A 25,322-nucleotide genomic window follows, 5' to 3' on the forward strand; every position below is an offset into this window, starting at 1 on the left:
ATCCGAAGGACAGACCCCCATGCCCGACACACCTGACGCGCCGCCCTCCGCCCTGACAGGGATCTTGCTGAAGCTCGGATCGGTGCTGGCCTTCATCGTGATGTCCTCGCTGATCAAGGCCGCCGCCGATGAGGTGCCCGCCGGTGAAACGGTCTTCTTCCGGTCGTTCTTCGCGATTCCGGTGATCGTCGGCTGGCTGGCGCTACGCGGGCAGTTGCGCGTGGGCTTTCAGGTCGCCAGCCCGATGGGCCATTTCTGGCGCGGGATCGCGGGCACCGCCGCCATGGCGCTGAACTTTGCGGGGCTTGGCCTTCTGCCCCTTCCCGAACTGACCGCCATCACCTATGCAACCCCGCTTCTGGTGGTCATTCTGGCCGCGATGTTTCTGGGGGAAGAGGTCCGGCTGTTCCGCCTGAGCACGGTCGGGCTGGGGCTGGTGGGGGTGCTGATCGTGCTCTATCCCAATCTGGGCCATGTGGGAGACACCTCCGACAGGCAGGCGCTCGGGGCGATGATGGCGCTGACGGGGGCACTCTGCGCCGCCCTCGCGCAAGTGTTCATCCGCAAGATCGTGCACACCGAGCGCACCTCGGCCATCGTCTTCTGGTTCACCATCACCTCGACGCTGCTTTCCCTGATCACCCTGCCCTTTGGCTGGGTCATACCCAGCCCCACCAATACCGCGCTGCTGATCGTGGCGGGGCTTCTGGGCGGTGTGGGGCAGATCCTGCTGACCTCGGCCTACCGTTTTGCGCCCGCCTCTATTGTGGCACCTTTCGATTATGCCTCGATGCTCTTCGCGCTGATCATCGGCTTTGTGTTCTTTGCCGAAATTCCGACCACCCTGACACTGGCCGGAGCCGCCGTGATCATCTTTGCCGGTATCCTCATCATCTGGCGCGAACGGCAGCTGGGGCTACAACGCGACCGCCAGCGCAAGGCCCAGACCCCGCAGGGATAAGGCCAAAGATGGTTTCCCTCTGATCAAGCAAGATTAAAAATAATTCCGGTGCGGACCTATTCCATGCTATGCTCTTGTCGGGGAAGGAGGACCCTCACATGACAAAGCATATTCTCGACCGCGCTCCGAACCGGAGCGATGACAGCCGTTACCGCCGGTTTCTGAAAATCGACCATGATGGCCAGATGGCACGCAATACCCGCGCCCTGCTGCAACGCCCACGCAAATCCAGCGACCAGCCAAGGCTGAGCCACTTCCTGCGGATCGAACATGAAGGCCTCGGGTCTGTCTAAGCCGCTGCTGCCGAACAAAGCCAAAAGGCGCACTGCCAGAGTGCGCCTTTTCTGTTATGCCCCGCAGACCCTAGCGGCGCACCAAAGCCTCGTAGCCCTCCGACAGCGCCCGCGCCATCGGGCCGACGGTAAAGGTAATATCGCCGATCTGCGCCACCGGCGTGACCTCTGCCGCCGTGCCCGTCAGGAAACATTCCTCGAACGAGGCAAGCTCCAGCGGATTGATCCGGCGCTCATGCACCACAATCCCCTTCTCGCGCGCCATCCCGATAATGGTCTGACGGGTCAGCCCGTTGAGGAAGCAATCGGCCAGCGGCGTGTGGATCTCGCCATTCCTGACGAAAAAGATATTGGCCCCCGTGGCTTCGGCCACATTGCCGCGCCAGTCGAGAAACAGCGCATCCGAACAGCCCTTCGCCTCGGCGGCATGTTTGGACATGGTGCAGATCATATAAAGCCCCGAGGCTTTGGCCTGCACCGGAATGGTCCGCGGGTCGGGACGCGCCCATTTCGCGATATCGAGCCTGGCGCCGTCCCATTTGGCCTCGCCGTAATAGCTGCCCCATTCCCACGCGATCACCGCCAGTTGCACCGGATTACGGGCCGCCGACACGCCCATATCCAGACCCGCGCCCCGAAAGGCCACCGCCCGCACGTAAGCATCGCTCCAGCCATTGGCCGCAAGCACGGCATATTTGGCCGCGTCGATTTCTTCGGGCGTATAGGGGATCTCCATATCGATCAGGCGGCCCGACTGGATCAGCCGTTCCGAATGTTCGCGGCATTTGAAGATCTTGCCGTTATAACAGCGCTCCCCTTCGAAAACCGAAGAGGCATAATGCATGGCGTGGCTCAGGATATGCACCTTCGCCTCGCGCCACTCGACCAGCTGGCCGTCTACCCAAATCTTGCCATCGCGATCATCATATGCAGCAGCCATACCAGCCTCCTTTTTGAATGTTGCAAAATTAGGCCCAAATCGGCCATAAAATTACAGAAATGATGAGAATTCGCTAGCAATCGATTCTTGGAAAGTCAACATCGTTGACGTAAACTCGTCAAAAATGAGGTGAGACATGGCGGAAATCGGATCTCAGGGCGGCGAGACCCTGCTGTTTCTGACCGACGAGCAATTGCGCAAAGGGATCGAGGCGATGTTTTTCGCCTATCGTGCCTTCACGGCAGATCCCGACCGGATTCTGGACAAACATGGCTATGGCCGCGCCCATCACCGTGCGCTGCATTTCATCAACCGCCAGCCGGGCCTGACGGTGACCGCGCTGCTGTCGGTTCTGGGGGTGACCAAACAATCGCTCAACCGTGTGCTGCGCACCCTGATCGAGGACGGGCTTGTCGATAACCGCGTGGGCCGCAAGGACAAGCGCGAGCGGCATCTGTACCTGACCGACACGGGCTCGGCGCTGGAACGCGAGATTTCGGATGCGCAGCGCACCCGAATGCGCGCCGCCTACCGGCAGGCAGGGCCTCAGGCTGTGCAGGGGTTCCGGCAGGTGCTGGAGGCGATGATGGATCACGACTTGCAAAAGCAGTTCCAGACCATGAAAGACAATAGCTGATGGCCTATGATCCCGCAGCCCCGCATCTCCTGATCGTCGATGATGACGAACGCATCCGCTCTCTGCTGCGCAAGTTCCTGATGCGGAACGGGTTTATCGTGACTACGGCACGCGATGCCGCGCATGCGCGCAGGCTGCTGGACGGGCTGGAGTTCAACCTGATCGTGCTGGATGTCATGATGCCCGGCGAAGACGGGATCAGCCTGACGATTGACCTGCACAAAAAGATCCGCACTCCGGTTCTGCTGCTGACAGCGCGCAGCGAGACGCGCGACCGCATCGAGGGGCTGGAGGCGGGGGCCGATGACTATCTGGCCAAACCGTTCGAGCCGCGCGAATTGCTGTTACGGATCAATGCGATCTTGCGGCGGGTGCCGGCAGAGACCTCGGCGGGGCCGAAATTCCTGCATCTGGGCGGGCTGCGCTATGATCAGGACCGCGGCGAGCTTTGGGATGGCGAGGAAATCGTCCGCCTGACAGCCACCGAGATGGCCCTGATGAAAATCTTTGCCGCCCATCCGGGCGATGTTGTCTCGCGCGCGGATCTGATTGACGAGCTGTCGCGCGACCGGCCCGCCTCGGACGAGACCTCGGGCGACCGTGCCATTGACGTGCAGATCACCCGCCTGCGCCGCAAGCTGGAACGCGACCCGAAAGAGCCACGCTATCTGCAAACCGTGCGCGGCCTGGGCTATATGCTGACGCCCGACTAGACGCGGCCCGTCCGGCTGTGACCGCAAAACCGTGCCGACACGGTCTTCACATTTGCTTGACCTATATCAATGCGGCCCGCTCCCTTGCCTGTGTATCGGATGCTATAAGGCGGAACTTTATGTTCCAGTCTAAGGGCATCGGTCTGTTTTCCCGTGTCCGCATGACAGGAAAGGATCGGGCGCTTGCGCCTTTCTTCTTCCGGTCGGGTCGGCGGACAGGCAGAAAGCAGGCACAGCACAGTCTAGGCAAGGGAGAGGAACGCGTGTCCCACTCAGACGAACAAAAAGGTACCCGGAGGGACTTCCTTTATTTTGCAACCGCCAGCACGGGGGCAGTGGCCGCCGGTGCGGCGGCTTGGCCATTGATCAACCAGATGAACCCCTCGGCGGATGTGCAGGCCATGTCCTCGATTTTCGTCGATATCTCGGGGGTCGAACAGGGCACCCAGATCACGGTGAAATGGCGGGGCAAACCGGTTTTCATCCGCCGCCGCACGGCAGACGAGATCTCGGCGGGTCGCGCTGTGCCGTTGAACGACCTGATCGACCATTCTGCCGAAAACGCCAATAAACCCGGCGCCGATGCGGCAGATGAGAACCGCACGCTGGATGAGGCCGGAGAATGGCTGGTGATGATGGGCGTGTGCACCCATCTGGGCTGCGTTCCGATCGGCAATGCCTCGGGCGATTTCGGCGGTTGGTACTGCCCCTGCCACGGCTCGCATTACGATACCGCAGGCCGTATCCGCAAAGGCCCCGCCCCGCGCAATCTCGATATTCCGGTGGCCAAGTTCACCGATGACACAACCATTCAACTGGGCTGAGGGAGGAACCTATGTCCGGCATTCCCCATGATCATTACGAACCCAAATCGGGGTTCGAGAAATGGTTACATTCTCGCCTGCCCATCGTTGGACTGGTCTATGACACCATCATGATTCCCACCCCCAAGAACCTGAACTGGTGGTGGATCTGGGGGATTGTTCTGGCCTTCTGTCTGGTGCTGCAGATTGTGACCGGCATTATTCTGGCGATGCATTACACGCCGCATATCAGCCTCGCTTTCGCCAGCGTGGAACATATCATGCGCGATGTGAATGGCGGCTATTTCATCCGCTATCTGCATGCCAACGGTGCCTCGCTCTTCTTCTTCGCGGTCTATCTGCATATCTTCCGCGGCCTCTATTACGGGTCCTACAAAGCGCCCCGCGAGGTGACGTGGATCATCGGCATGATCATCTATCTGTGCATGATGGGCACGGCCTTCATGGGCTATGTGCTGCCCTGGGGGCAGATGTCCTTCTGGGGGGCCACGGTGATCACCGGCCTCTTCGGCGCGATCCCCGGGATCGGCCCGTCCATCCAGGAATGGCTGCTTGGCGGACCGGCGGTCGATAATGCGACGCTCAACCGCTTCTTCTCGCTGCACTATCTGCTGCCCTTCGTGATTGCCGCCCTTGTCGCGCTGCATATCTGGGCCTTCCATACCACCGGCAACAACAATCCCACCGGGGTCGAAGTGCGCCGAACCTCGAAAGAAGACGCCAAGAAAGACACCCTGCCCTTCTGGCCCTATTTCGTGATCAAGGATCTCTTCGCGCTGGCACTGGTTCTGCTGATTTTCTTCGCGGTTGTCGCGTTCATGCCGAACTATCTGGGCCACCCCGATAACTATATCGAGGCCAATGCGCTGGCGACGCCCGCCCATATCGTACCCGAATGGTATTTCCTGCCCTTCTACGCCATCCTGCGCGCCTTCACCGCCGATGTCTGGGTGGTGATGCTGGTGAACTGGCTGACCATGGGCTTCATCGACGCCAAGTTCTTCGGGGTGATCGCCATGTTCGGCTCGATCATCGTGATGGTGCTGGCGCCGTGGCTCGATACCTCGAAGATGCGCTCGGGCATGTTCCGGCCCGCCTTCAAATTCTGGTTCTGGCTGCTGGCCATCGACTTCGTGGTGCTGACTTGGGTGGGGGCAATGCCGACCGACGGGATCTACCCCTATATCTCGCTCATCGGGGCCACCTACTGGTTCGCCTATTTCCTCGTGATCCTTCCGGTGCTGGGCCGTATCGAGAAAACGACGCTTCCCCCCGCCACCATCGAGGATGACTTCAACGCCCATTACGGCCCTGATGCCGCGGAAAGGGGCCTGTAAGATGAAAACCCTTCTGATCTCTGCCATCGCTGCCTTGGGGCTTAGCTTTGGCGCGGCCAATGCCAATGAGGGCGGCCATGTCACCGATATCGCCTTCAGCTTCGAAGGACCGTTCGGCAAATATGACCAGCAACAGCTGCGTCGCGGGTTTCAGGTCTATCGCGAGGTCTGCTCGGCCTGTCACGGGCTGAAATATGTGGCGCTGCGCACGCTCTCCGACAAGGACGGGCTGGGAATGAACCCCGATTGGGTGCGCGCTTATGCCGCCGAAATGTCGATCTACGACCCCGAACTCGACGATGAACGCCCGCGCAAGGAAACCGACCATTTCCCGACCGTGGTGGATGCCGGCGCACCGGATCTGTCGCTGATCGCGAAATCGCGGGCGGGGTTCCACGGGCCCTACGGCACCGGTATCGCACAATTCGTGCAAGGTATGGGCGGACCGGAATATATCTATTCGCTGCTGACCAGCTATACCGGAGAAGAAACCGAAACCGCCGGCAATGTGCTTTATGAAAACCACGTCTTCTCGACGGGTTATCTGCAAATGCCGCCGCCGCTTTCGGACGATCTGATCGAATACGAGGACGGCACGCCCGCCACGACCCAGCAGATGGCCAAGGATGTCGCGGCCTTCCTGATGTGGGCCGCCGAACCCAAGCTGGTGGATCGCAAGGAGTGGGGCTTTGTGGCGGTGCTGCTGCTGTCACTGCTGACCGTGCTGCTCTACCTGACGAACAAGCGGCTCTGGGCACCGTTCAAAGACCGGTTCCGTCATGATGACTACAAAGAGAATATTCCGGACTAGAACCGGCCTCTTCTTGAAACGCGCCCTTCGGGGCGCGTTTTCCTTTGCGATAGAATGCGCTAGCTTGGGGCAAAAGAGGATCACATGCCCGACACCCAACGCCACGAGCTTCACCGCACCGCCCGCCTTTGCGTCCTGATCGATGCCGATAATATGCCCCACGCCCATGCCGAAGCGATTTTTGAAGAGATTTCGGGCCTGGGCGAGGCCAGCGTGCGCCGGATCTATGGCGACTGGTCAGCCCAACGACTGGGCGGCTGGGCCAAGAAGGCCAATGTGCTGGGGCTGGTCGCGGACCAGCAATTTGCCAATACCAAGGGCAAGAATGCCTCGGATATCGCGCTGGTGATTGCCGCGATGGATTTCCTGCATTCGGGGCGGTTCGACGGGTTCGTGCTGGTGTCCTCGGATAGCGATTTCACCCGCCTTGCCCAGCGGATCCGCGAACAGGGGCTGGATGTGTTCGGCATCGGCGAGAAAAAGACCCCCGAGGCCTTCCGCAATGCCTGCAAACGCTTCATCTATGTCGAGAATCTGGGCGAGACCGCATCCCCCGAGCCCACCGATATCACCCCCCGTCCCGCCCCCGTCGAAAAACTGGGCGCTAAGGAGGCCATTCCGTTGATTGCCGCTGCGATCAAACGGATCGGGCTGGAAGAGGAGTGGTATTCCCTTGGCCAGATCGGTCAGTTCATCACACAGGCCAATCCCGATTTCGACACCCGCACCTATGGCGCAGCCAAGCTGTCGGATCTGATCCGCCAGACGGGCCGCTTCGAGGTGCGCAAGGGCGAAGGGAACCACATTCAGGTGCGCGACCGCGCTTAGGAGGCGCCGCCCTCTGTCTGGCAATGACATTTGGTGCCATAGCGCGCCATGAACATCGCCACGGCCTCCTTGACGGTGCGCTGGCGGCAGTCTTCGGTCAGCATCTCCGGCAGGCCGAAGACGATCTTGGCATGCAGATTGGCCTTGCACAGTTCCAGAAACTGCTCGGCGGCAAAGTCGAAATCCTCGATCTTCAACTCGCCGCGCTCCGCGCCGCGGCGCATCAGGCCCACTAGCTTGTCGCAGACAACGACATGGCCGGTGGCGTAGAACTGCCGTCCGACCTCGGGAAAACGCTCCGCTTCGGCCACGCAGATCCGGAAGATATCCCGCCCGAAATCAGAGAAAATATAGGTTGTCAGCTTTTCTGCCGCCCCTGTCAGGACCACCTCGATCGGCGCGTCCATCGCCTCCATCGGAGACATGCTGGATTGCGCCTGCATGGCACATTCCTGCTGGGCAAAAACCATAAATAACAAGCGCTTGTCAGGAACATAGCTGTAAAGGGTCGCCTTGGAGACCCCTGCCTCGCGGGCGATGTCATCCACCGAGGCTCCCTCGAACCCGTCCCGCAAGAACACCTTGCGCGCCCCTTCGAGCACCTGATCGAATTTCCGCCCTCGGCGGATACATGTTTCCATGGCAGGCTGTTTCGGAGAATGCGTCATCAAGGTCCCCTTCTTTCCATCATGATAGACAGAACGGTTCAGAAGGGGAAGCGGGTCCCTTCGACGGACAAGAAAAGCCATCCGCCGCCGTGTCTCCAAAGCCTATCATGCCGGCGCGATAGGCCACCGCCCGACCCACATCCTGCGCAGGGGCGATATCCGCAAGGCACGGCATCCGCCGCATGTCCGAAAGAAGGACACCAACGGGCGAGGCTGCGAATCTCATGGCGACCCATCTCAAAAGGCCACCCCGAGGGGCGGCCTTCCCGATCAGTAAAACGCGGGCCGTTTAGGCATCCGCAAGTGCCTCGTCCTCGTCTTCGTCCTCGGTATCGCCATCTTCGGCAACCGGCACAGTCGGGATATCGGCAAGATCGGCCACGGCGGTCTGGGTCTCGCTCGTGGTCTCATCGAGTGCCTCGGTGCTCTCCTCGCTGTCAGAGGCATCGGCCTGCGCTTCGGTGCTCTCGTCTTCCAGCTCGGCCCAGGCGGCGCTGTCATCTTCGGCCGCGTTGTCATCGGACCAGCCATCCGCCAGTTGCGCGTCCTTGGCGGCCTGCAACTTTGCACCATAGCTTTGCATGGAGGCAACCGACTGGCCTTGCAGGGTCACGGTATCATCATCATGGAACGACAGGACAAGATTGCCATCCTCGTCATCCGCGCCGGAGACGTCATCGGGCAGAGCCGAGAAATCGACCGCCTCGCCATCAAACATCAGCACATCTTCCCCGAAGCGGAAATCCGTGACCGTCACATTGGATGTCGCCGTATCGGAAGCGCCGCGCAAATCCACCACGTCATTGCCCTTGCCCAGATGCATCACGTGATCAGCCCCGTGATCGAGATACCCCACAAGCGTGTCATCCCCCTTGCCGCCTTCCAGCAGACAGGTGTCATTGCCGCCAACGATCAGGTCATCGCCTGCCTCACCGGCCAGATGATGCTCGCCGCTGACCGCATACAGGCTGTCATTGCCCTCGCCGCCCCCGATGATATGCGACAGACCACTTTTGACACGGATGTAATCATCGCCCCCAAAGCCGTTGATCCGCACCGTATCGGCTGTCGAATCGCCATCGGCATCGACATAGAGATCCTGCATGAAATCCGCCTCTTCGGTGCCATCGACACGATTGTCCGAGAGGGTCGCCTCTTCACCGGTGCCCGCGCCCGGATCGGTCGCGGCCTCCTCGCTCGATTCCTCATCGGCGAAAATGTCGGAAGACAAACGGATGGTCACCGGCCCCCCTTCATCGTTCCCCGAGAACGCAAGATAGGTGAAGTTCCCCGAATATTCGGTCGCGCTGCTGATATCGACCCCTTCCGCATTCTCGGGATCGGCCACCAATGCCGACAGATCGTCGCCGCTATATGTCACACCATTCACAACAAGCGTGTCCATCGAGGGATCGAAATCGCTGCCCAAATCGACAAGGCCACCCGTCTCGGCATCGATATCGGAGGTAACATTGACAACATCCGCTGCGGCCTCGGTTTCAGCCAGAAACACCGAGGCCGTATCATTATCGCCCAGCGTGATATTGACGGTATCCGCACCCTGTCCGGTAAAGATCCGCGCAGACTCGGCCCCCACTGACGTCATATTGGCGGTGATCACATCATCGCCATACTCGCCCGACAAGGACGCATAGCCCTGACCGGACCAGGTAATCGTATCGTTGCCCGCATTGCCGTTGAACAGCACATTCCCCGACCCTTCGATCGTGTCATTGCCCTCATCGCCAAAAAGCTGGGGGTAGAAATGGTCGAGGCTGGGCGTCGCAACCAGATTGCTGCCCGAGAGATAATCGTCTCCGGCCTGACCATGAACGATGGTGCGCCCCTCCACACCGGTCACGCGGTCATTGCCGCGACCTGCCCAGATATTGAGAAAGGTTTCCCAAGTGGCGCTGCCCGTGTAATCGAGCGTCACCCCATTCGCATCAACAAAACCGGCGGTGATCTCGTCAGCCGCAGAGCTCCCCAGAATATAAGACATAATAATCCCCACAATCAGGCAAAGGCCCGTAATAATGCGAGGATTATAATATTTATGGATGCGGTAAAGTTTTATTTACCGACTTCACCCCGAATACCGCCCGTTTGTCCACGGTCCATCAACAGATGGTCCAGAATGACACAAGCTGTCATCGCTTCGGCAACAGGCACGGCCCGAATACCCACGCAAGGATCATGGCGGCCCTTGGTCACCACCTCGACCGCCTCGCCATCAAGGTTGATCGAACGGCGCGGGGTGAGAATCGACGAGGTCGGCTTGACCGAGAAGCGCACCACAACCGGCTGGCCCGTGGTGATCCCGCCCAAGATGCCGCCGGCATGGTTTGTCAGATATTCCGGCCCGTTCTCGCCCATGACGATCTCGTCGGCATTCTCGATGCCGGTCAGATTGGCGGCATCCATGCCCTCACCGATCTCGACGCCTTTCACGGCATTGATCGACATCATCGCCGCCGCCAGATCGGTATCCATCTTGGCATAGATCGGCGCGCCAAGCCCTGCGGGAACGCCGGTGGCCACCACCTCGATCTTGGCGCCGACCGAGGAATGCTGCTTGCGGATCGCCTGCAGGTAATCGGCCCATTCATCGACCACATCCGCATCGGGGATGAAGAAGGGGTTCTGCAGGATCTGGGCTTCGTCGAACCGCGCGCGGTTGATATGTTTCACGCCCATCTGGACCATATAGCCGGTGATTTTCAGATCGGGCACCAGCTGGCGCAGCACGGCCTGCGCGACACCCCCTGCCGCCACCCGCGCCGCCGTTTCCCGCGCCGAGGACCGTCCGCCGCCACGGTAATCGCGGATGCCGTATTTCTGGAAATAGGCCAGATCGGCATGACCGGGGCGGAACTGGCGGGCGATCTCGCCGTAATCCTTCGACCGCTGGTCGGTATTCTCGATCATCAGCTGGATCGGGGTGCCGGTGGTTTTTCCCTCGAACACGCCCGACAGGATACGCACCGCATCGGGTTCCTTGCGCTGGGTGGTTTCTTTCGACTGGCCCGGACGGCGGCGGTCAAGGAAGACCTGGATGAACTCTTCCGAGATCTCGATCCCCGGAGGGCAGCCATCCACCGTCGCGCCAAGCGCAGGCCCGTGGCTTTCGCCCCAAGTGGTCACGCGGAACAGATGTCCGAAGGTATTATACGACATGAGGCATCTCCCTGTTATGCGCGCCAGATCCGGCAAAAGCTCCTGCGGCGGTCGATTCCAGCCTGCATAAAAGCCCGACACCGATGTAGCAACTGCATCCCCTCTAGGCAATCAGGGCTGAAGATATCATGATGGGCATGCTTGGGTTTTAATGGCCTCGCCCGGGCCGATCACCTATAGGCAGACTGAAAGCATCACAAAGGGGGAGAGTGTTGCATGGTTCATAAACGCGTATCACTGACGACGCAGATCATGGTTGCGATGGGCGCGGGCATCGTTCTGGGGGTCATTTTCAACCAGATCCAATCCGGTTTCATTTCGACCTATATCACCGGCGGCCTTCTCGCGATGATCGGGAAGATGTTTGTCAACGCGCTGAAAATGCTGGTGGTGCCGCTGGTCTTCTTCTCGCTGATCTGCGGCGTGACAGGGATCGGCGATATCCGCGTGCTGGGGCGTGTTGGCGGCAAAAGCTTCGGGCTTTATATCGTGACCACCGCCATCGCCATCGCCATCGCCATTCTCATCGCCAAGATTGTCGGGCCGGGCCAAGGCTTCACAATGGAGGGCATCGACACCTCGGGCATTAGTGCCAAAACGGCCCCTTCGGTCTGGGATGTCTTCGCCTCGATCGTGCCGACCAATCCGGTTCAGGCCTTTGCCAGCGGCGAGATGTTGCAGATCATCTTCTATACCATCGTGCTGGGCGTGGCAGTGCTGATGCTGGGCGAGAAATCGGATAAATTCGTCGAGGGCTGTGAATATATGAACGAGGTGATGATGAAGATCGTCTCCATCGTCATGGCCTTCGCGCCTTTGGGCGTGTTCTGCCTGATCACCAAGACCTTCGCAGAACAGGGGATCGACCTGTTCCTGCCGGTGCTGGCCTATGTGCTGACCCTGACCGGCGCGCTTCTGCTGCACCTGTTTGTCACGCTGATGGTGATCTTGAAGCTGTTCTCGGGGCTGAGCCCGATCACCTTCATTCGCAAGATCCGTCCGGCACAGATCTTCGCCTTCTCGACCGCCTCCTCGAATGCCACCATTCCGGTGACCCTGCGCTGCGTGACCGAGCGTATGGGCGCGCGCAATTCGGTGGCGTCGTTCTGCATTCCTTTCGGGGCCACGATCAACATGGACGGCACCGCGATCATGCAGGGTGTGGCTACGGTCTTTCTGGCCAATGTCTACGGCATCGATCTGGGGCTGACCGGCTACCTGACCGTGATCGCTATGGCGGTTCTGGCCTCGATCGGCACCGCAGGCGTGCCCGGCGTGGGGCTTGTCATGCTGACGATGGTGCTGGGACAGGTCGGCCTGCCGATCGAGGGCATCGCGCTGATCTTGGGCGTTGACCGGCTGATGGATATGATCCGCACCGCCGTCAATATCACAGGGGATGCCGTGGTGACCGCCATTGTGGCCAAAACCGAAGGCCAGCTTGACATCGCCACCTACGAGAACCCTCTTGCAGGCACCGCGGATGACGATCTGGGCATCGACCCCGCCGCCGAAGAGAAACTGGCCCATCTGGCCCGCCCGCATTAAGCGGCGCGCTCCGGTTTGAACGGCCAGTACGACACGGCAGGGGGCGCTTGCCCGAATGCGGCCCCTGCACTAGAACAGCCCTATCACCTCGGGGTGCCGGTTTGGTCCGGCTGAGATGCCAAAGGCGAACCCGTCGAACCTGAACCGGCTAGCACCGGCGGAGGGAAGGTCACGGGACTGTCGCGCCCTCCTTCCCCTGCGTATTGGAGGAGCATAGATGAAACGACCCCTTACGGCCCTTCGCCTTGTGGCGGGCACAGCCCTTCTGGCAGCCACGACCGGCGGCGCTCAGGCCGAAGACCTGCCCGTTCTCACGGTCTATGCGCCCGATTATTTCACCTCGGAATGGGGTCCCGGCCCGCAGATCGAAAAAGGGTTCGAGGCCAGATGCGGCTGCGACCTGCAATTCGTGGCCGGTGACGTGCTTTCGCGCCTCATGCTCGAAGGCGACAAGACCAAAGCGGATATCGTGATCGGCCTCAATACCGACCAGACCGCCCGTGCCCGCAAGACCGGCCTCTTCGCGCCCTCGCATGAAGACAATTCGCGCCTGACCCTGCCGATCAAATGGACCGATGACACCTTCATCCCGTTCAACTGGGGCGAAACCGCCTTTGTCTATGACAAGACCAAGCTGAAAAACCCGCCGAAAAGCTTCGAGGAACTGCTGGATGCCCCCGATGATCTGAAGATCGCCATCCAGGACCCGCGCTCGTCCGTTTCGGGGCTGGCGCTGCTGCTTTGGGTCAAGGCCGTCTATGGCGATCGCGCGCCCGAAGCATGGGCCAAGCTCAAACCCAAAGTGCTGACCGTGACCCCCGGCTGGTCGGAAAGCTACGGCCTCTTCACGGATGGAGAGGTGGATATGGTGCTGTCCTATACCACATCGCCGGCCTATCACATCATCGCCGAGCATGATGACACCAAAGCCGCCGCGATCTTCCCGGAAGGCCATTATTTCATGGCCGAGCTGGTGGGACAGCTGAAAACCTCCAAACATCCCGAACTGGCACAGGATTTCATGGATTACGTGCTGTCGGATGATTTCCAGGGGATGATCGCCACCGCCAACTGGTCCTATCCGGCCATCATCAAAGAAGGCTTCCTGCCGCCCGAATTCGCCAGCCTGCCGCGCCCGAACAAGACCATCTTCTATAGCGAAGACGAGGCCGAGGCCCTGCGCCAGCCCGCACTGGACGAATGGCTCGCCGCGTTCCGCTGATTGCGGCTTGCGTCGCTCTGGTCCCCGCGCTTCTGGTGCTGGGGCCGATCCTGATGACCGCCCTGCACGGGGGCGGTCTTACGGGGTTGCGCGGGTCGGACCTGCAGGCGCTGTGGTTCACACTCTGGCAGGCGGCGGCGTCGGCGCTGATCTCCTGTGTGCTGGCGGTGCCTCTGGCGCGGGCGCTTGCGCGGCGGCGGTTTATCGGGCGCAGCGTGCTGATCACCGCACTTGGTGCGCCCTTCATCCTGCCGGTCATCGCCGCCATTCTGGGACTGCTGGCGGTCTTCGGCCGTAGCGGGCTGCTCAATCAGGCGCTCGGCGCGCTCGGTCTGCCGACAATAACCATCTATGGCGCGCATGGGGTCATTCTGGCCCATGTGTTCTTCAACCTGCCACTGGCCACCCGCATGGTGCTGCAAGGCTGGCAGGCCATCCCCGCCGAACGCCTGCGCCTTGCCATGATGCTGGATTTCGACGGCCCCGCCCGACGCCGCCACATCGAAACCCCGATGCTGCGCGCCACCCTGCCCGGCGCCTTCATCGCCATCTTCCTCGTCTGTCTGGGCAGCTTCGCCGTTGCGCTGACCTTGGGCGGAGGCCCCTCTGCCACCACGGTCGAGCTGGCCATCTACCAAGCGTTCCGCTTCGATTACGATACAGGCCGCGCCGCAAGCCTCGCGCTGGTGCAGGTCGCGCTCTGCGTGCTGGCCGTGGGGATCGGGGCCAAGATCTCGGCCCCCACGGGCTTCGGCGCAGGGCTGGACCGCCCACCCCTCTATGGCCCGTCAAGCCTCTGGCAACGGTCGGGCGATGCAGCCATCATCGTCCTTGCCGCACTGTTTCTTCTGCTGCCCATCGGTTTGATCCTCTGGCGTGGCCTGCCCGCCTTTCCGGCCCTGCCCCTTATGGTCTGGAAAGCCGCGGCCACCTCGCTGACCATCGCACTCGGCTCCACCGTGCTGGCGCTGGCATTGGCCCTCCCTCTGGCACTGGCGGCCCCGCGCCATCGCTGGGCGGAAGGCTCCGCCATGCTGCCACTGGCCGCCTCGGGGCTGGTGCTGGGCACAGGACTTTTCCTGCTGATCCAGCCCTTTGCCGCACCGACAAGCCTCCTCGTGCCTGTCACACTGGTGGTCAACGCCACGCTGTCCCTGCCCTTCATCACCCGCCTTCTGCTGCCCGAAATCCAATCCCTGCAAGCCGATTACGACCGGCTCGCCACGTCCTTGGACCTAAGCGGATGGGCCAAATTGCGGCGGCTCACCCTGCCCCGCCTCGCCCGTCCCTTGGGCTTTTCCGCAGGGCTGGCCTGCGCCTTCTCGATGGGCGATCTGGGTGTCATCACCCTCTTCTCCGATGGCCAGACCCGCACCCTGCCGCTGGCGATCTTCCAGCTGATGGGCAGCTACCGGCTGGATCAGGCCGCCGCCGCCGCCACATTGCTTCTGACACTCACCTTCGGGCTCTTCGCCCTTTTCGACCGGATCGGACATCATGCTGACCCTCGATAACCTGCGCCTGACGCAAAACGACTGGCACCTCGAGGCCAACCTGAGCATCGAACAAGGCCAGCATACCGCACTGATCGGGCCTTCGGGCGCGGGCAAATCCACCCTGCTTGCCGCCATTGCCGGCCTCTTCGCGCCGGAACGGGGACGTGTGCTCTGGCAGGGGCAGGATCTTGTCCAGATCCCGCCGGGCAAACGCCCGCTCTCGATCCTGTTTCAGGACCAGAACCTGTTCCCCCATCTCAGCATCGCGCAAAATCTCGGCCTCGGAATCTCGCCGCGCCTGCGCCTCTCGCCCGAAGATCACCAGCGCATCGAAAACGTCCTTGCCGCCACGGGCCTGCAGGATCTGGGCACCCGCCGCCCCGCCGAACTCTCGGGCGGTCAGCAAAGCCGCGCAGCCCTTGCCCGCGCGCTCCTGCGCAACCGCCCCCTCCTCCTCCTCGACGAGGCCTTCGCAGCCCTCGGCCCCGCATTGAAGACCGAGATGCTCCACCTCACCGAAACCCTCGCCAGACACCATGATTTCACCATCCTCATGGTCACCCATGACCCCGAAGATGCGCAAAAACTCTGCCCGCAAACGATCCTTGTGGCCGACGGCCACGCCGAGCCACCACAGCCCACAAAGGGCCTCCTGTCACACCCCCCCGAAGCGCTCCGCCGCTATCTCGGCACGCCTGCTTCCAGCTGCTAGAAATATCCTCAGGGGGTGAATTTGCGGGAAACGCAAAGAGGGGGCGCGAGCGCCCCCTGCTTCCCGTCGACAGAGACCGACCTCAGTATTGCACGACCGCGCGGATCGACTTGCCCTCATGCATCAGGTCGAAGCCGTGGTTGATCTCCTCCAGCTTCAGAACATGGGTGATCATCGGATCAATCTCGATCTTGCCATCCATATACCAGTCAACGAATTTCGGCACGTCGGTCCGGCCCTTGGCACCCCCAAAGGCGGTGCCCTTCCAGACGCGGCCGGTGACCAGCTGGAACGGGCGGGTCGAAATCTCGGCCCCTGCCGGCGCCACGCCGATAATCACCGACACACCCCAGCCACGATGCGAACATTCCAGCGCATCGCGCATGACCTTGACGTTACCCGTCGCATCGAAGGAGTAATCCACGCCACCGATCTGGTCATCGCCCTTCTTGGTCAGATTGACGATCTCCTGCACCACGCTGCCCTCGATCTTCGAGGGATTCACGAAATGCGTCATGCCGAACTTCTTGGCCATTTCGGCCTTGTCATCATTCAGGTCGACGCCGATGATCATATCGGCACCTGCCATACGCAGACCCTGAATAACATTCAGACCGATCCCGCCCAGACCAAAGACCGCTGCGGTCGAGCCGATCTCGACGCCCGCGGTATTGATCACCGCCCCGATGCCGGTGGTCACGCCACAGCCGATATAGCAGATCTTGTCGAAAGGCGCGTCCTCACGCACTTTCGCCAGCGCGATTTCCGGCATCACGGTATGCTGGGCGAAGGTCGAACAGCCCATGTAGTGATAGATCGGCGTGCCATCCAGCATATGGAAGCGCGTCGTCCCATCGGGCATCAGCCCCTGACCTTGGGTATTGCGGATCGCGGTGCAGAGGTTGGTCTTGCCCGAGCGGCAGGAGGGGCACTCGCGGCACTCGGGCGTATAGAGCGGGATCACGTGATCGCCCGGTTTCAGCGTGGTCACGCCCTCGCCCACCTCGATCACGACGCCCGCGCCCTCATGGCCGAGAATCGACGGAAACAGCCCCTCGGGGTCCGCGCCCGAGAGCGTGAAGGCATCCGTATGGCACAGGCCCGTGGCCTTGATCTCGACCAACACCTCCCCCTTCTTCGGCGGATCAAGCTCCACTTCCATAATTTCCAAGGGCTTACCTGCCTCTAGTGCAACAGCAGCACGGGTTCTCATTGGCCTTCTCCGTCATATGGAATTTTATCCGAACCTGAGGCACAATGCGCGCAAACACAAGCAAGAGAGCGACATGTTGACCCGAGTTTACGCCTTCGCAGCGATTGGCCTATTGGCCGCCTGCCAGCCTTCCCAACAAGAACTGGCCCCGACCCCGATCCTCCCCGAATCAGCTCAAGCCCTGATCCAGCCGGAAAATTCTGCCGACGGGCTGAACGAGCGCGAGCCCGATCTTTGCGGGGCCAAAGCCTATTCCTATGTGCTTGGCCAGCCGGGCAGCGTCGTCTCGACCCTGCCGCTTGGTGACACGAAATACCGCGTGGTCGAATGGCGCGGTGTGGAAGACCAGCTTTACCAACCGCATCGGATCGTCTTCCGCCTCGACGAGGCAGGCAATGTCTATAACGTAGATTGCGGTTGAGCATGCGCCGCGCATCTTGGCGCGAGCTGCGGGATTGGCGGGATTGCGGCCTGCCAATCCGACCCGCCCGTGACGCTGGACACGGGCGGCACGGCCCCTGCGGCCCATTGCGGGGCCGACAGCTTTGCGGACAGGGCCTTTGCGGACAGGGCCAAAACCCCGCTCGCAAGAGGCACGGTTATTCCTTGAACTGCTTATGGCAGCCGCCGCAGGCCGCGCCAACCGCCTGCATCCCTTCCCGCACACCCGCCAGAGACGAGGTGTCCATCTGCGCCGAGGCGACCTCGAGATCGGTGGCATGAGAGGTGAAGGCCTCCCAGTTGTCCCAGATGCTGGATTTGGCTTCCGATTCAGGGTCCGTGGCCTTGGCTTCGAACAAAGGCGCCACCTTCTTGGCCTCTTCCTTCAGCGCCGAAGCGGCAGAGGCCGCGATCTCGGCATCAAAGCTGCTTTTGCCCTTGGCCATATCGCCCAGAATATTGGACGACTGACGCAGCTCTTTCATTCCGTCCTGCCAGGCTTTGACCGTCGGATCTGCGACATCGGCATACACCGCCGCGACCGAGCTGCCCATCAACAGGACCGCTGCGGAAAAAGTAATGAAACGCTGCATCTGTGGCTCCTTGTGAAATAGCTTATGCGAAGGCGCGTAATGGCTCTGCACATCCTGGACACTATGCCAGCCTCCGCTGTGAGACAAAACAGGTTTTCCGTCAGGCCGCCCCCCCCGCGAGGAAAACCGCCCACGAAAGGCCCGCGCCCATTTGAACGCGCCCATTTGAACGCGCCCGCACAGCCGGTCATCCGCAATCGGGCAGGCCCCGCCGCAACTGGCCTGTGCAGTTCGGCCCGAAAGGCACGGATCGCAAAGAGGGGGAAAGACTGTTCCGGTGCCGCATACTGGGTGGGGGCTGTTAACTGCGGCACCGGAACAGAGCGTTTGCTTTCGCTCTCTCTTTCCTGACAGCGGATCGCGGCACCTTCGAGGGGGCAAAAAGGTCATTTCAAGACCGGAATCTGGCTAAACCAAGAATTGATTAACCGCATTCACTTTCCGCTCATAATGGCACCTGCGCCGTGCTGCGGCCCCTTGGAAAAGATTGCGCGAAACACAAAGCGGTGGCAGGCTGGCCCCATGACAGTGCAAAATATGCCGCCTCTTTCCGGAGGCACACCGCAAATCGCCTTCGACCGCCACGAGCTTTCGGTCATCCTCTCGGTCTATGGCCGCATGGTCGCAGCTGGTGAATGGCGTGATTACGGCATGAGCTTTCTCAGGGATGTGGCGATTTTCTCGGTCTTCCGCCGGGCGGCAGAATACCCGATCTACCGCATCGAAAAGCGCCCCGCCCTGCGCAACCGGCAGGGGATGTATTCGGTGATCGGCATGGACGGGCGGATCCTCAAACGCGGCCATGACCTTGCACAGGTGCTACAGGTTCTGGAGCGCAAGCTGATCCGCCCGATCGATTAGAGCCTGCGCTTGCGGCCCAGATAGATCCCCTCGCCGGAGGCGGCGATGCGCTCCATCGTGTCGCGGATCGATTCGTAACGGACCGCCATATGGTGGCCATTGGCATGGATCAGGCACGTGTCATCGACCGCCATCGCCACATGCCCCTTCCAGAAGAACAGATCCCCGCGGATAACCGGAACCTCTTCCGGAAGCACCTGCCCGAAACCGTGCCACTGCTGGTCACTATCGGCCGGACAGGCGATACCGCAAAGCCCGTAAGACAGCTGCACGAGCCCCGAACAGTCGATCCCGTCATAGCCGTTCCCCCCCCAGAGATAGGGAGCCCCCAGCAGACGTTCGGCCACGGCCACAGGATCGGCCTCGGGGGAGGTCACCGCGCGCAGATGCTGGCGCGGCACGAAGCCTTCCGCTGTCACGACAAAGCCGCCCTCTTCCCGTATCGCGCAAAGCCCTGCGCCGATCGGCAGGGCCATGACCTCGCCGCGCTTGATGGAGGCCTCGCGATAGATATGGGTGGCAGGGGCACAGACCACATGGGTGACATCCCCGCCCTGCCCCAAAGCGGTCAGAGGCACCCAGCCGCAATAGTGGTCGGCTGCGGCCTGAACGAAGGCCCATCCCGCGCGTTCGTCGATCACGGTCACGCCCGCCCCGAAAACAAGCTGCCGGTCACGTGCTCCGGCGGGGGCGTCACATAGATCCACCACTGGCACAGCGACCCGCGCAGGCCGGCCCTCGGTAAAGCTGATCGCGGCCACTTTCCCCTTGAGGGCAACCAGTGCCACCGAGCCGGAATAGGGGGTCAGCCGCCTGTCCAGCCCGTGCAGGGGATCACATCCGGCAGGCGTCATGCGGGCAGCCCCAGCATGGCGGGCAAGGCCGCAAGAATGGCCCGCGCACCCTGCCCCACACCCCCTTTCGGTCGCGCCGGAGCCGCCGAAGGTTGCCAGCCATAGATGTCGAAATGGACAAAGCCCTCGGTTTCGGTGACGAAGCGGCGCAGGAACAATGCCGCTGTAATCGAGCCTGCCATCCCCCCTGCCGGCGCATTGTCCAGATCGGCGATGCCGGGTTCGATCTTGTCCTCATAGGGGCACCAGAACGGCATCCGCCATAGCGGGTCGGCAACCTGCGCGGCCCCCTCTGCCAGCGCGGCGGCAAGATCCTCGTCATCGGTATAGAATGGCGGCACATCCGGCCCCAAGGCCACGCGGGCGGCGCCGGTCAGGGTGGCCATGCAAAGCACCAGATCGGGGTTTTCCTCATCGGCATAGGCCAGCGCATCGGCCAGCACCAGACGGCCCTCGGCATCGGTGTTGTTGATCTCGACCGTCAGCCCCTTGCGGGAGGTATAGACATCTTGCGGACGGAACGCATTGCCCGACACCGCATTTTCCACCGCAGGCACCAGAACGCGCAGCCGCAGCGGCAGTTTCAGGGCCATGATCATATGCGCAAGGCCCAGCACCGTGGCCGCCCCGCCCATATCCTTTTTCATCAGCCCCATCGAGCTGCCGGGTTTGAGGTTGAGACCACCCGTATCGAAACACACGCCCTTCCCCACCAGCGTCAGTTCCGGCCCCTCGCTGCCCCAGCGCATCTCGACCAGTCGCGGTGCCCGCGGGCTGGCCTGCCCCACCGCGTAAATCAGCGGAAATCCTTTCTCGACCAGCTTCTCGCCGATGATCGAGTTCAGTTCGGCCCCGTGCTGGTCGGCCAGATCCTTGATCGCACGCTCCAGCTCTTCCGGCCCCATATCATTGGCTGGCGTATTGATCAGATCGCGGGTCAGGGCTTCACCTGCGGCTATCGCTTCAAGGCGCGCCGCATCCAGCCCTGCGGGACAATGCAGGCGGGCCTTGGGCGCGGCAGCTTTGGCATAACGCTCATAGGCATAGCCCGCCAGCAACCAGCCAAGCGCCGCCTCTTCAGATGCGGCACCCGACAGATCGCCCTGCAAGGACCAAACGCCTTCGGGCAGGGCCGTGGCCGCACGCGCCAGATGGAACCGCCCGCGCGCCCGGCTGGCCGCGCTGCCCCAGCCGAAAAGCGCCGCAGACAGCCCCCCCTCGGCATCGGGAAGCACACAGATCTGCCCCAGAGCGCCGGTAAAGCCTTGCGCCTTGGCCCATGCCACCTGCGCCTCCGTCAGCGCGGCCGGCAGCCCCCCTTCGGTAATATAAAGTGGCAACGGTGCGTCGCTTTGCGCGAAACGCATGGCAGGACGGTCGGGCAGGACAGGCAAAGACATCAGAAGCTTCCGGATCGGTTGGACATTTGCCTCAGCCTAACCTGCTCTGCGCCACCTGCAAGAGCACGCCGGAGCGTCAGCCGCGTTCTCACGCGGCTTTGCACCATGATCTGCGGTGCCCCCCGCCTAGATGCTCATATCCTCCAGATCCCAAACCTCGCTCAGCGAGCGGTCCCCGATCCGCATCAACCGTGCCAAAACAGCGCGCGAGGCCACCAGATCCTGCGCCCGCATACAGTCCCGCAGATCCCGCGTCACCTGCTCCAGCTTGGTCATTCCCACCTGACGCGCCAACGGAATAAGCGAGGTCACGGCGTCGTCAAACGCCCCGAGCTGGTTTTTCTGCACGGCGGCATCAATGGCAACCATATGCATCGCCAGATCCTCGATTGCGCTGGCCATCAGCCGTTCGGCTGCCTGCTGCCCCAACTGGGCATAAAGCGCGACGATCCGGGCCTGTTCAATCCGCACCGTTTCATTGCAGCGCAATTTCGTAACATTTGCCAAACTGGCACCCTCCGCATTGCGTCGGGTCACATCATACTGACCATACAGAACACGTATGGCTTTCAAGGACCCCATTTTGGCAGGTATAGCCTGCCCCCCATGACCCCCACGGTCGACATTCACCATGCAGGAAAGGTCTCAAGAAAAGCTTTCATAATTAGGAAAAACTCTGCCTAACCCCCGGAAAATCTCTCGAACTCCCCTTGTATCGGGTCTAAGTAAGGGGAAATCATTATAGGGGATGATCATGAGGGAACGTGTAAAACTGTTGCCGCCGACTTTGGTGCAACGCTTCCACGGCTGGAAAGCAACCACCTATTCGGAAAATTCCGTATGGTACAAAAAGCTCGCCGATGAGGGCCAGCGCCCGCGTGCGATGGTGATCTCGTGCTGCGATTCGCGTGTGCATGTCACCTCGATCTTCGGTGCCGACTCGGGCGAGTTCTTCATTCACCGTAATATCGCGAACCTCGTGCCGCCCTATGAGCCCGATGGCGAACATCACGGCACCTCCGCCGCACTGGAATATGCCGTACAGGCGCTGAAAGTGTCGCATCTGATCGTGCTCGGCCATTCGAATTGCGGTGGCGTGGCAGGGTGCAACGCGATGTGCACCGGCCATGCGCCCGAACTGGAAGACAAGACCTCGTTCGTGGGCACCTGGCTCAACCTGCTGCGTCCCGGCTTCGAACGCGTCAAGGATCTGCCGGAAGAAGAGCGAATCACGGCGCTTGAACAAGAGGCCGTTATGGTCAGCCTTGAAAACCTGATGACCTTCCCCTTTGTCACGGCAGCTGTCGAATCGGGTCAGATGACGCTGCACGGGCTGTGGCACGACATCGGCAGCGGTGATCTGCGTCAGTACAACCCCAACAAGAATGGGTTTGAAGCCGTCTGAGGCGGTTTTAATAAAAAAGACCAAGTTCGCTTAACTCGCGATTAAGGACAGGGATGCAATCTGGCGACATGACCCAGATTGCATCACACCTCGTCACCCTCCGCCTGCCGGCAGACATGATCCACCTGATCGAACGCACGGCACGCGCGCAAGCAAAGTCCCCCGCGGACCTGATCCGCGGCGCTCTTCTGGCTTCCCTGTCTCAGGGGGGCAGCACCGTCGCCGAACGCCTGCGCAAGCATGTGGCACTGGCGGAATGTTTCGAGCTGGCCGATGGCTGGCTGGATCTTCAGGCCCAGCTGCGCGGTCTCGGGTTCGTGCTGCGCCATAACGGTGAAGAGCAGGTCTGCCTGCATGACTTCCCGTCGCAGGATTTCCTCTGCAGCCTGCATGATATCGGCCAGAATCTGGGCGAACTGACCCGCCGCTACCATTCTCCCTTCCCCGGCCTGCGCCCCGAAGCTGCCGCCGAAGCGGCGCCCGAACCGGTTCCGGCTCCGATGCTGCAAACCGCACCGCAAGCTGCCACGGAAACGGCAGAGATCGAGCCTCTCGTGCAGCCCCAGCCCGTCTTCCATTCGCTGCGCCGCAAACCGCGCCCGGAACCGGACCGCCCGAAGCTGGTCGCCGTTTCGACCGCCCCCACCGAAGACGAGCTGGACGCCGCTTTCAGCAATGCGATGTTCCGGTCCCGCCGCGCGGCGCAGGCGGTCAGGTTCAGTGCAGAACCTGATCTGCGGGCCACTCCAATCGCGTCGTAAGCGTGATCTCGCGGCTGGCCTGCGCGGGCAGGTCAAACCGCCATCCCAGAAGACCGGTCTTGTCGTCAAGATCGGTCTGGCTGACCTCGGGCGAGGCATTCCAGCTGATCTTCAGATCATCCTGTTCCGAATAAGGCACCTGATCCACCACCCGCAGGGGCCATGACTGGTCGGTATGGTTCTCGACGGTCATCCGCACGGTCTCCACCTGTTCATTCCGGCGCGCGATCACCCCGCGATCTCCAGACTGGCGGGTCTGCTTGCGGGTCAGCACAAGCCCGTCAATCGCTCCGAACCCCTGGGTGACCGTCTGGCCCGGCATCGTCAGCGGGAGGGCACCCTGACCGACCAGACGCCCATCGGCATAAAGCATCACCGGACCGGGCAGAATCGGCTCGGACCCGCTATTGGTCGCCTCGGCCACCAGATAGGCGGTTGCATCGCGCGAAGGCACGGCCTCCGCCCAGCTTGCGGCCTTCAAGGACAGATCATCCATTTTCAGACGCAGCGCCTCGGCCCCGTCGCGCATATCCACCTTCTGCGGCAGATGATAGACAAGCGACACCCCCTCCATTTGCGGTGCTAGCAGATCCGCCTTCCGCATCGGTGCCGCCTCGACCTCGGCTGCGGCATATTCCGCCCCCATCGTTCGCAGAACCGGACGGTCCGGCCCGACGCTGCGCAAAAGCGGCCATAGCTCGGACGGATCCATGCGGTCATTCGGGCGCGCGGTTGACAGGGTCAGATCGACATTGTGCCAGTCCTCGCCGCTCGACTGATGCACCGACACCAGCCGTGTAAGATCAATCCGCTTGGCGCCGCGATCCAGACGCATGTCATACACCGGCGACCAGCCCGCATCATCGGCAAAGCTCGTCAGCGTCAGCACCCCATGCCCGCTGGCCGTGGCCTCCAGCCACTGGCCATTCTCCGCTTTGGCCAAAAGTTGCGCCAGATCATCCTGCGCGCGCTGCAACGCGCGTCGTTCAGGGGCCAGTGCCGCCTCGGCACGGCGCGCCTCCGCTTGCGCATGCAAGGCGGTCTGACGCGCCGCCAGAGCACGCGCTTCGACCTCATCGCCAATCGCAAGCGCCTGCTCGGGCGTGGCCTGCGCCGCCCCGATCCCACGCAGATAGACCACCCGATCCAGCGCCGCCTCGGCTTTGGCCCGCAAAAGCGCGACCGCATCCTCTTTCTGCGCCAGATCCTCGGTCATTTGCGCAAGCTTGGCGCGCGCCTCCTGCACGACAGGGCTGTCGCCCGCCCCCTGCCCCGAGACAAGCCGCACGCCCGAAAGGCTGACGCCCTCACCCGCGATCCGAAGCCGGTCAAGATCAAGGCTGGCAGGCAGTCCCGCAACCCGCACTGTGCCCGCCCCATCCGGAACCTGCACCTGCCGCGTCACCTCGGCCCCTTGCGGATACAGCGTGACACGACGTATCTGCGCCTGCAAAAGATCCTCTGCCCATACCGTTTGCGGCAATGCCACGACCAGTCCGGCCATTATCAAACGCATCACATTCTCCTCCCCGACTATTCACGAAGGTGATCGGTCGGACAGAGGCTGACAAGCCCCCGCCCGCATAATCCCCCGCCTCCGCCAATGACGATTGCGTCAATGCAAAAC

The 25,322-nt window shown here is 61.7% G+C and carries 26 protein-coding genes and 1 riboswitch; of the genes, 16 read left to right on the plus strand and 10 right to left on the minus strand.

The genetic code is table 11. The annotated features are described in order from the left end of the window. The first annotated feature begins 19 nt into the window (after positions 1–19). Positions 20–961 carry a DMT family transporter gene (locus AC2ISB_RS10990; RefSeq protein ID WP_339108245.1) on the plus strand — a complete coding sequence of 314 codons (942 nt, stop codon included), beginning with the start codon at positions 20–22 and terminating at the stop codon, positions 959–961. A 98-nt stretch (positions 962–1,059) separates the two neighbouring features. After that, positions 1,060–1,254, plus strand: a complete 195-nt coding sequence (locus tag AC2ISB_RS10995) for a hypothetical protein (protein ID WP_339108246.1) — start codon at positions 1,060–1,062, stop codon at positions 1,252–1,254. A 70-nt stretch (positions 1,255–1,324) separates the two neighbouring features. Here the strand turns inward: AC2ISB_RS10995 and AC2ISB_RS11000 are convergent, their stop codons facing one another. After that, the gene (locus AC2ISB_RS11000) at positions 1,325–2,194 is read right to left on the minus strand and encodes a branched-chain amino acid aminotransferase (RefSeq protein WP_406721302.1); all 870 of its coding nucleotides are present in this window, start codon (positions 2,192–2,194) and stop codon (positions 1,325–1,327) included. A 136-nt stretch (positions 2,195–2,330) separates the two neighbouring features. Between AC2ISB_RS11000 and AC2ISB_RS11005 the strand changes: the two genes are divergently transcribed. The 6 genes from AC2ISB_RS11005 (at position 2,331) to AC2ISB_RS11030 (ending at position 7,344) form a co-directional block, all read left to right on the plus strand. Then, positions 2,331–2,831 carry a MarR family winged helix-turn-helix transcriptional regulator gene (locus tag AC2ISB_RS11005; protein ID WP_339108248.1) on the plus strand — a complete coding sequence of 167 codons (501 nt, stop codon included), beginning with the start codon at positions 2,331–2,333 and terminating at the stop codon, positions 2,829–2,831. Further along, positions 2,831–3,544, plus strand: a complete 714-nt coding sequence (locus AC2ISB_RS11010) for a response regulator (RefSeq protein ID WP_339108249.1) — start codon at positions 2,831–2,833, stop codon at positions 3,542–3,544. Before AC2ISB_RS11005 ends, AC2ISB_RS11010 begins: the two co-directional genes overlap by 1 nt. 263 nt (positions 3,545–3,807) lie before the next feature. Further along, positions 3,808–4,368: a ubiquinol-cytochrome c reductase iron-sulfur subunit gene (petA, locus tag AC2ISB_RS11015; protein ID WP_339108250.1), complete on the plus strand. Its 561-nt coding sequence runs from the start codon at positions 3,808–3,810 to the stop codon at positions 4,366–4,368. An 11-nt stretch (positions 4,369–4,379) separates the two neighbouring features. Further along, positions 4,380–5,705, plus strand: coding sequence for a cytochrome b (gene petB, locus AC2ISB_RS11020; RefSeq protein ID WP_339108251.1), 1,326 nt, complete (start codon positions 4,380–4,382; stop codon positions 5,703–5,705). Position 5,706: 1 nt separating this feature from the next. Beyond that, the gene (locus AC2ISB_RS11025; protein ID WP_339108252.1) at positions 5,707–6,516 is read left to right on the plus strand and encodes a cytochrome c1; all 810 of its coding nucleotides are present in this window, start codon (positions 5,707–5,709) and stop codon (positions 6,514–6,516) included. 84 nt (positions 6,517–6,600) lie between these two features. Then, positions 6,601–7,344 carry an NYN domain-containing protein gene (locus AC2ISB_RS11030; protein ID WP_406736029.1) on the plus strand — a complete coding sequence of 248 codons (744 nt, stop codon included), beginning with the start codon at positions 6,601–6,603 and terminating at the stop codon, positions 7,342–7,344. Here the strand turns inward: AC2ISB_RS11030 and AC2ISB_RS11035 are convergent. The 3 genes from AC2ISB_RS11035 to aroC all read right to left on the minus strand — a co-directional run bounded on the left by AC2ISB_RS11035 (position 7,341) and on the right by aroC (position 11,189). Continuing rightward, positions 7,341–8,012, minus strand: coding sequence for a TetR/AcrR family transcriptional regulator (locus AC2ISB_RS11035; protein ID WP_339108254.1), 672 nt, complete (start codon positions 8,010–8,012; stop codon positions 7,341–7,343). The two genes, AC2ISB_RS11030 and AC2ISB_RS11035, sit on opposite strands and share 4 nt — an antisense overlap. Before the next feature lie 289 nt (positions 8,013–8,301). Continuing rightward, on the minus strand, positions 8,302–10,014 hold the full coding sequence (locus AC2ISB_RS11040) for a calcium-binding protein (RefSeq protein WP_486575026.1): 1,713 nt from the start codon (positions 10,012–10,014) through the stop codon (positions 8,302–8,304). A gap of 71 nt (positions 10,015–10,085) precedes the next feature. Beyond that, complete coding sequence (gene aroC / locus AC2ISB_RS11045; RefSeq protein WP_406736026.1) at positions 10,086–11,189, minus strand: chorismate synthase; 1,104 nt, start codon at positions 11,187–11,189, stop codon at positions 10,086–10,088. A 216-nt stretch (positions 11,190–11,405) separates the two neighbouring features. On the opposite strand from aroC, the gene AC2ISB_RS11050 reads away from it, so the two are divergent. The 4 genes from AC2ISB_RS11050 to AC2ISB_RS11065 all read left to right on the plus strand — a co-directional run bounded on the left by AC2ISB_RS11050 (position 11,406) and on the right by AC2ISB_RS11065 (position 16,167). After that, positions 11,406–12,737 (plus strand): dicarboxylate/amino acid:cation symporter, encoded by a 1,332-nt coding sequence (locus AC2ISB_RS11050; protein WP_339108257.1) that lies wholly within the window; start codon positions 11,406–11,408, stop codon positions 12,735–12,737. A 79-nt stretch (positions 12,738–12,816) separates the two neighbouring features. Further along, positions 12,817–12,920: riboswitch (TPP riboswitch) on the plus strand. 34 nt (positions 12,921–12,954) lie between these two features. Next, positions 12,955–13,959: a thiamine ABC transporter substrate binding subunit gene (thiB, locus tag AC2ISB_RS11055; protein ID WP_406721308.1), complete on the plus strand. Its 1,005-nt coding sequence runs from the start codon at positions 12,955–12,957 to the stop codon at positions 13,957–13,959. Further along, complete coding sequence (locus tag AC2ISB_RS11060; RefSeq protein WP_486575029.1) at positions 13,938–15,473, plus strand: thiamine/thiamine pyrophosphate ABC transporter permease ThiP; 1,536 nt, start codon at positions 13,938–13,940, stop codon at positions 15,471–15,473. The genes thiB and AC2ISB_RS11060 overlap by 22 nt, the downstream gene beginning before the upstream one ends. After that, the gene (locus AC2ISB_RS11065) at positions 15,457–16,167 is read left to right on the plus strand and encodes a thiamine ABC transporter ATP-binding protein (protein ID WP_406721309.1); all 711 of its coding nucleotides are present in this window, start codon (positions 15,457–15,459) and stop codon (positions 16,165–16,167) included. The genes AC2ISB_RS11060 and AC2ISB_RS11065 overlap by 17 nt, the downstream gene beginning before the upstream one ends. 82 nt (positions 16,168–16,249) lie before the next feature. Here AC2ISB_RS11065 and AC2ISB_RS11070 read toward each other — a convergent pair whose 3' ends face one another. Beyond that, a complete protein-coding gene (locus tag AC2ISB_RS11070) occupies positions 16,250–17,380 on the minus strand; it encodes an S-(hydroxymethyl)glutathione dehydrogenase/class III alcohol dehydrogenase (protein ID WP_339108261.1) in 1,131 nt (376 codons plus the stop codon). A 73-nt stretch (positions 17,381–17,453) separates the two neighbouring features. Here AC2ISB_RS11070 and AC2ISB_RS11075 point away from each other — a divergent pair, with 73 nt between their 5' ends. After that, positions 17,454–17,801 carry a hypothetical protein gene (locus AC2ISB_RS11075; protein WP_339108262.1) on the plus strand — a complete coding sequence of 116 codons (348 nt, stop codon included), beginning with the start codon at positions 17,454–17,456 and terminating at the stop codon, positions 17,799–17,801. Between the two features lie 178 nt (positions 17,802–17,979). Here AC2ISB_RS11075 and AC2ISB_RS11080 read toward each other — a convergent pair whose 3' ends face one another. After that, positions 17,980–18,414 carry a c-type cytochrome gene (locus tag AC2ISB_RS11080; RefSeq protein WP_339108263.1) on the minus strand — a complete coding sequence of 145 codons (435 nt, stop codon included), beginning with the start codon at positions 18,412–18,414 and terminating at the stop codon, positions 17,980–17,982. Positions 18,415–18,936: 522 nt separating this feature from the next. Here AC2ISB_RS11080 and AC2ISB_RS11085 point away from each other — a divergent pair. Next, on the plus strand, positions 18,937–19,275 hold the full coding sequence (locus AC2ISB_RS11085) for a DUF2794 domain-containing protein (RefSeq protein ID WP_339108264.1): 339 nt from the start codon (positions 18,937–18,939) through the stop codon (positions 19,273–19,275). Here the strand turns inward: AC2ISB_RS11085 and AC2ISB_RS11090 are convergent. The 3 genes from AC2ISB_RS11090 to AC2ISB_RS11100 all read right to left on the minus strand — a co-directional run bounded on the left by AC2ISB_RS11090 (position 19,272) and on the right by AC2ISB_RS11100 (position 22,036). Next, on the minus strand, positions 19,272–20,129 hold the full coding sequence (locus AC2ISB_RS11090; RefSeq protein ID WP_486575032.1) for a C40 family peptidase: 858 nt from the start codon (positions 20,127–20,129) through the stop codon (positions 19,272–19,274). The two genes, AC2ISB_RS11085 and AC2ISB_RS11090, sit on opposite strands and share 4 nt — an antisense overlap. Continuing rightward, the gene (locus tag AC2ISB_RS11095) at positions 20,126–21,529 is read right to left on the minus strand and encodes a leucyl aminopeptidase family protein (RefSeq protein WP_486575034.1); all 1,404 of its coding nucleotides are present in this window, start codon (positions 21,527–21,529) and stop codon (positions 20,126–20,128) included. Before AC2ISB_RS11095 ends, AC2ISB_RS11090 begins: the two co-directional genes overlap by 4 nt. 126 nt (positions 21,530–21,655) lie before the next feature. After that, positions 21,656–22,036, minus strand: coding sequence for a hypothetical protein (locus AC2ISB_RS11100; RefSeq protein ID WP_339108267.1), 381 nt, complete (start codon positions 22,034–22,036; stop codon positions 21,656–21,658). Between the two features lie 247 nt (positions 22,037–22,283). On the opposite strand from AC2ISB_RS11100, the gene AC2ISB_RS11105 reads away from it, so the two are divergent. Then, a complete protein-coding gene (locus tag AC2ISB_RS11105) occupies positions 22,284–22,934 on the plus strand; it encodes a carbonic anhydrase (protein WP_339108268.1) in 651 nt (216 codons plus the stop codon). Positions 22,935–23,002: 68 nt separating this feature from the next. After that, a complete protein-coding gene (locus tag AC2ISB_RS11110; RefSeq protein ID WP_486575036.1) occupies positions 23,003–23,695 on the plus strand; it encodes a hypothetical protein in 693 nt (230 codons plus the stop codon). On the opposite strand, the gene AC2ISB_RS11115 is transcribed toward AC2ISB_RS11110, so the two are convergent. After that, a complete protein-coding gene (locus AC2ISB_RS11115) occupies positions 23,652–25,211 on the minus strand; it encodes a DUF4139 domain-containing protein (protein ID WP_486575038.1) in 1,560 nt (519 codons plus the stop codon). The two genes, AC2ISB_RS11110 and AC2ISB_RS11115, sit on opposite strands and share 44 nt — an antisense overlap. Positions 25,212–25,322 lie beyond the last annotated feature (111 nt).

It is taken from the genome of Thioclava sp. NS-SX20, assembly GCF_057380695.1.

Bases quoted from the DNA above. Each gene is read 5' to 3' on its own strand.
- AC2ISB_RS10990 (WP_339108245.1), top strand. From the start codon at position 20: ATGCCCGACACACCTGACGCGCCGCCCTCCGCCCTGACAGGGATCTTG.
- AC2ISB_RS10995 (WP_339108246.1), top strand. From the start codon at position 1,060: ATGACAAAGCATATTCTCGACCGCGCTCCGAACCGGAGCGATGACAGC.
- AC2ISB_RS11000 (WP_406721302.1), bottom strand. From the start codon at position 2,194: ATGGCTGCTGCATATGATGATCGCGATGGCAAGATTTGGGTAGACGGC.
- AC2ISB_RS11005 (WP_339108248.1), top strand. From the start codon at position 2,331: ATGGCGGAAATCGGATCTCAGGGCGGCGAGACCCTGCTGTTTCTGACC.
- AC2ISB_RS11010 (WP_339108249.1), top strand. From the start codon at position 2,831: ATGGCCTATGATCCCGCAGCCCCGCATCTCCTGATCGTCGATGATGAC.
- petB (WP_339108251.1), top strand. From the start codon at position 4,380: ATGTCCGGCATTCCCCATGATCATTACGAACCCAAATCGGGGTTCGAG.
- AC2ISB_RS11025 (WP_339108252.1), top strand. From the start codon at position 5,707: ATGAAAACCCTTCTGATCTCTGCCATCGCTGCCTTGGGGCTTAGCTTT.
- AC2ISB_RS11030 (WP_406736029.1), top strand. From the start codon at position 6,601: ATGCCCGACACCCAACGCCACGAGCTTCACCGCACCGCCCGCCTTTGC.
- AC2ISB_RS11035 (WP_339108254.1), bottom strand. From the start codon at position 8,012: ATGACGCATTCTCCGAAACAGCCTGCCATGGAAACATGTATCCGCCGA.
- AC2ISB_RS11040 (WP_486575026.1), bottom strand. From the start codon at position 10,014: ATGTCTTATATTCTGGGGAGCTCTGCGGCTGACGAGATCACCGCCGGT.
- aroC (WP_406736026.1), bottom strand. From the start codon at position 11,189: ATGTCGTATAATACCTTCGGACATCTGTTCCGCGTGACCACTTGGGGC.
- AC2ISB_RS11050 (WP_339108257.1), top strand. From the start codon at position 11,406: ATGGTTCATAAACGCGTATCACTGACGACGCAGATCATGGTTGCGATG.
- thiB (WP_406721308.1), top strand. From the start codon at position 12,955: ATGAAACGACCCCTTACGGCCCTTCGCCTTGTGGCGGGCACAGCCCTT.
- AC2ISB_RS11060 (WP_486575029.1), top strand. From the start codon at position 13,938: ATGGCTCGCCGCGTTCCGCTGATTGCGGCTTGCGTCGCTCTGGTCCCC.
- AC2ISB_RS11065 (WP_406721309.1), top strand. From the start codon at position 15,457: ATGCTGACCCTCGATAACCTGCGCCTGACGCAAAACGACTGGCACCTC.
- AC2ISB_RS11070 (WP_339108261.1), bottom strand. From the start codon at position 17,380: ATGAGAACCCGTGCTGCTGTTGCACTAGAGGCAGGTAAGCCCTTGGAA.
- AC2ISB_RS11075 (WP_339108262.1), top strand. From the start codon at position 17,454: ATGTTGACCCGAGTTTACGCCTTCGCAGCGATTGGCCTATTGGCCGCC.
- AC2ISB_RS11080 (WP_339108263.1), bottom strand. From the start codon at position 18,414: ATGCAGCGTTTCATTACTTTTTCCGCAGCGGTCCTGTTGATGGGCAGC.
- AC2ISB_RS11085 (WP_339108264.1), top strand. From the start codon at position 18,937: ATGACAGTGCAAAATATGCCGCCTCTTTCCGGAGGCACACCGCAAATC.
- AC2ISB_RS11090 (WP_486575032.1), bottom strand. From the start codon at position 20,129: ATGACGCCTGCCGGATGTGATCCCCTGCACGGGCTGGACAGGCGGCTG.
- AC2ISB_RS11095 (WP_486575034.1), bottom strand. From the start codon at position 21,529: ATGTCTTTGCCTGTCCTGCCCGACCGTCCTGCCATGCGTTTCGCGCAA.
- AC2ISB_RS11105 (WP_339108268.1), top strand. From the start codon at position 22,284: ATGAGGGAACGTGTAAAACTGTTGCCGCCGACTTTGGTGCAACGCTTC.
- AC2ISB_RS11110 (WP_486575036.1), top strand. From the start codon at position 23,003: ATGACCCAGATTGCATCACACCTCGTCACCCTCCGCCTGCCGGCAGAC.
- AC2ISB_RS11115 (WP_486575038.1), bottom strand. From the start codon at position 25,211: ATGCGTTTGATAATGGCCGGACTGGTCGTGGCATTGCCGCAAACGGTA.